This is a genomic window from Bacteroides togonis (assembly GCF_900130135.1).
Taxonomy (GTDB): domain Bacteria; phylum Bacteroidota; class Bacteroidia; order Bacteroidales; family Bacteroidaceae; genus Bacteroides; species Bacteroides pullorum.
Map to the genome: position 1 here is coordinate 1 of NZ_LT670838.1, position 4,145 is coordinate 4,145.

A 4,145-nucleotide genomic window follows, 5' to 3' on the forward strand; every position below is an offset into this window, starting at 1 on the left:
GCCATTTGTATTAGACTGCAAAGTTGCAAAATCAAGTCCGTTTCATCTCAAGAAACCACGTAATTGACTATATTTCAATAATTTCAAAGAACTATTTATCCACTTTTACGGGACAGTAGTGACTTAAATTTTGAAACTGAAGTTGAATATCTGTACTTGCCCAACTTTTTTCCCCTCGTTTTACAACATCGTAGATTTTCAGAGAAGTGTCGTCTTTATGAAAGCCACAGAGGATTGCTTGGCCAGATATATCCGTTGTCAATAGTCGCACTTGGTCAAGTCCCGATGTGGGCATACCGTTGGGTTTTATCACACGCAACACAGTAGCATCATCCTCTTCTGGCTTGTTGTAGTAAACCACTTCTTCCACAGTTAAGTGGAATGTCCGGCTGTTCCTCTTGAGCAAAATACCTATCTGCTCTTTGTCTAGAGGGCCATCCTTGGTATCTTTTTGTATTATATGTGCAGCAGTAAGGACATAGAGGTTCTCTCCGACAGAAACGATGATGCCCGATCCTTTATTGTTGTTGGAACACTCAATCTTAACTGTTACCTTTCTTAGGGCTTTTATGTTTGCTTTTGTCAGATTCATAGTTCTTTGATATTATCATGTACTTCAAAATTCCATTTTTCACATTCGCCTTCATTTAAAAAAGGAATACCATTTGTTTCAATCAGTTCTAATTTATAATTAAAATACAAATGTACTTTTGTGTCCATGTTCCTTTTCGTGTGACATAAAATATGAGCGATTGTAGTTCTATCGGGGTGATTGGAACTTCCGTTGCCTCCGTTGGTCGATATAATAAACTTATCACATTGGATAATGTCCAATAAACTATTGCTCGTATTGTTTCTACTTCCATGATGCGATACCTTTACGAAATCAACGACTAATGGGTTTTCTTCAGAGTAGCCTTTTTCCTCTCTCAGGTATCTCTCCACATTCTGGGGATAGCTGTCGCCCAACATCAATATGCTCAGATTATCACACCTTAGGATAAAGGCTATACTCGCTGCATTTGCCAATTCATTATCCTTCTTCAGATTAGGCTCTGGGGGTATTTCTTTTGCTAATTTATCGAGAGGTTTCTCTAGGTCTATCGTATCCTTCTGAGTCGCATTCAATAGCTGCCTCGCTTCATCTTTCTGTTTCTCTATGACCATCTTCGTGACATCCTCTGTAGGTGATACCACCTCTATGCTGGCAAAAGGCCTATCAAACTCCATCCCCTCATGCAAATCATTACGCCAGACCATTCCATGTTGCTTTGCCAATTCATTCAACCTTACGGATAGCAGCATACCGTGTGCGGCAGTTGTATACTTACTCGCTGCCACCTCTACGTAACCTGCGCAGTTTGCCCATACCTCTTTAGCTGGTATCATGTTATCGTCCAAGCATGTGTCTACCAACTGCAGAATTCCACCAATATGATCTTCATCATAATGGGTCAGTACCATAAGGTCAGGAGTGCCCAACTCATTCAACTTGCGCTTAAGCTCAAACCCACAACTCCTTGGCCCACCATCAACAACGACTAACCCCTGAGTATCTCCACGAACGCATTCTATAATGAACGCATCGCCATGTTTTACAGGAAGGAAATAAATCTTACTCATTTATGTGTCTATATTTTTTGTATCTACAATACTTCACTTATTATATATTGATATGCCCTCCAATCAGTTTTGGCTCTTTAAGCCAATCAAAATCAACAAATACATAGAGTCTTTTCTTATTCCTTTTTGGATGCTCTTTCTCGTTTCTTAAGGCTCAAATCCTGCAAGGCCTTTCCCATTGTATCTTCTTTTGCAAGCAGAAGGATATCGTCATCCAGCTGAAGCGCATAAAGCACCCTAAGATAAATGCCTATTGCTACTGTCGGTGCCCCTTTCTCGATACGTGAAACAGTAAGAGGCGAACAGGTAGCACGTTCGGCAATCTGAGCGATACTAAGGTTTCTACGCAATCGTGCAAGTCTGATTTGTTCACCCACAATTTGCATCTTCTGCTCCAATTTTCTTGGCAACTTGGTACCCATCGTACTTTTTGTCATAGTTCAAACTATCATATAATATACAAATATAGCGGTTTTACTTTATTTTATGATGTGTTACAGGAATAATTTTTCGAATTTACTCTTACCGTAATCTGCTTGACCACATCATTGGACGTTAAGACATTAAATGCTGTTATATTATTCGTAGAGTTCGCATTTCACCTATAAGAAACAATATATTGTTTCTTACTGGAAAGCGAAACTCATTATGATTGTACAACTTTTACCCTGATATTTATACAAAGAAGACACGAATCAGTAAAATACTACAATAAATGTATATACACTTTTTGTTGCAACATTTTTTGTAGTTACATTTTATGTATTATATTTGTGGTGAAAATCAAAAATAGAGTGTTATGGAAACTCCGTTTATATTTGGAAAGATTGCTACCGAGAAGAATTTTACTGACCGTGAGAAAGAAACAGCCGACCTGGTTCAGAACTTTATGTCGCTAATCAACACGATTATTATCTCTCCTCGCCGTTGGGGTAAAAGTTCGCTTGTAAATAAGGCTGCAAAATTAGCGATGGCGCAGGACAGCAACCTCCGAATCTGTCATATCGACCTTTTCAATGTACGTAGCGAGGAGCATTTCTATTCACTGCTCGCCCAAAAGGTCATTGCTGCCACTTCCACAAAATGGGAGGAGGCAATCGAGAGTGCGAAGACTTTCTTTTCGCGCCTTGTTCCCAAAATTTCAATCGGTACAGACCACACTAATGAGGTTTCAATTGACTTTGATTGGGAGGAGGTAAAGCGCAATCCAGATGAAGTGCTCGATCTTGCCGAAAAGATTGCCAGGAAGAAGGGGCTGAAAATCGTGATTTGCGTAGATGAGTTCCAAAATATCGCGGAATTTACAGACCCTGACTATTTCCAGAAAAAGTTGCGTTCACATTGGCAGCTGCACCAAAGTGTGGCCTATTGTCTCTATGGCAGTAAGCGCCACATGATGATGGAAGTGTTTACCGACTCATCCAAACCCTTCTACAAGTTCGGCAACCTGATGTTTCTTAATAAGATTGACACGCCTTGCCTTGTGGAGTTTTTCAAGAGTCGTTTCGCTGATACCGGCAAGAATATAAACGATGAAGCAAGCCATTTGATTGCAAAGCTCGTAGATAATCATCCATACTACGCACAGCAGCTGGCACAGCTTTCATGGCTCAGAACAAAGGATGTATGTACTGTTGAGATTGTACGTGAGGCGCACACAGCATTGATGGAGCAGTTAAGTCTGTTGTTTGTAACAATCACCGAAACACTGACCACACAGCAACTGAACTACCTCAAGGCTCTTATAGCTGGAGAAAAGGCTATTAGCTCGACTGAAGTGATGCATCGCTATCAAATCTCTTCAACGACCTCAATATCCCGCTCAAAGGCTGCCCTTATCAAGAATGATATATTGGATAATAAGGCCGGTGAAATCTCGTTCCAAGACCCGATTTATGCCTATTGGTTGAAGACTGAGTTCTTTGCAAAATAATAAGACTATGAATAAGTATAACCTTACTTGGATTGACTTCGCCAATAAGAAAAGGTGCAGGCTTACTAAAGCTATAAATACTTTAGTAGTTATTTCTTGGAGAAAGCTTAATGTTGTATTATTCTATTCTTACCATCCCGGCCAACTGCACGAAATAATCATTTGACCAAATATCAAGTTCTTTTGGATTGCGCACGAAAGGCAATACATCTTCTTTCACTTGTTTTATATCAGCTGAAGAGAGACGCTCAATGAGTTTCTCCTTGAATAACTCTGGAGTGATATTCTCATTGTTGAACTGCTTGCATCGTTCTGCCAAATGAGCAAAATCAAGTGGTATATTATGACGTACATACCATTCAAAGTCGTACCAATCACGACCTTTGACTCTATTCTTCCACACACGATAGACCAGTGCGTGCATCTTGCCTGCAAACAAATCTGGAAGTGTAAAACAACGGGTCATTAGTGTCCCGTTAAAATGGGACGAGTTAAACAATTAATCAAAAAGCCCCGGAATCAGGGGATCATTTAGATCTTTGACATCATTGAAATTAGTCTTGTCGAACAGGTCACGCAAGTGGGTTTT

At 40.0% G+C, this 4,145-nt stretch carries 4 protein-coding genes and 1 pseudogene; 1 reads left to right on the top strand and 4 read right to left on the bottom strand.

The features are described 5' to 3' along the window. Positions 1-91: 91 nt before the first annotated feature. The 3 genes from BQ8005_RS16880 to BQ8005_RS16890 all read right to left on the bottom strand — a co-directional run bounded on the left by BQ8005_RS16880 (position 92) and on the right by BQ8005_RS16890 (position 2,060). Positions 92-592: a hypothetical protein gene (locus BQ8005_RS16880; RefSeq protein WP_234984109.1), complete on the bottom strand. Its 501-nt coding sequence runs from the start codon at positions 590-592 to the stop codon at positions 92-94. After that, positions 589-1,623 carry a ComEC/Rec2 family competence protein gene (locus BQ8005_RS16885; protein ID WP_075319347.1) on the bottom strand — a complete coding sequence of 345 codons (1,035 nt, stop codon included), beginning with the start codon at positions 1,621-1,623 and terminating at the stop codon, positions 589-591. Before BQ8005_RS16885 ends, BQ8005_RS16880 begins: the two co-directional genes overlap by 4 nt. Before the next feature lie 116 nt (positions 1,624-1,739). Further along, the gene (locus BQ8005_RS16890) at positions 1,740-2,060 is read right to left on the bottom strand and encodes a helix-turn-helix domain-containing protein (protein ID WP_075319348.1); all 321 of its coding nucleotides are present in this window, start codon (positions 2,058-2,060) and stop codon (positions 1,740-1,742) included. Positions 2,061-2,422: 362 nt separating this feature from the next. Here BQ8005_RS16890 and BQ8005_RS16895 point away from each other — a divergent pair, with 362 nt between their 5' ends. After that, positions 2,423-3,556 (top strand): AAA family ATPase, encoded by a 1,134-nt coding sequence (locus tag BQ8005_RS16895; protein WP_075319349.1) that lies wholly within the window; start codon positions 2,423-2,425, stop codon positions 3,554-3,556. A 118-nt stretch (positions 3,557-3,674) separates the two neighbouring features. On the opposite strand, the pseudogene BQ8005_RS16900 reads toward BQ8005_RS16895, so the two are convergent. Further along, positions 3,675-4,028, bottom strand: a pseudogene (locus tag BQ8005_RS16900) (nucleotidyl transferase AbiEii/AbiGii toxin family protein); the annotation flags it as partial. Positions 4,029-4,145 lie beyond the last annotated feature (117 nt).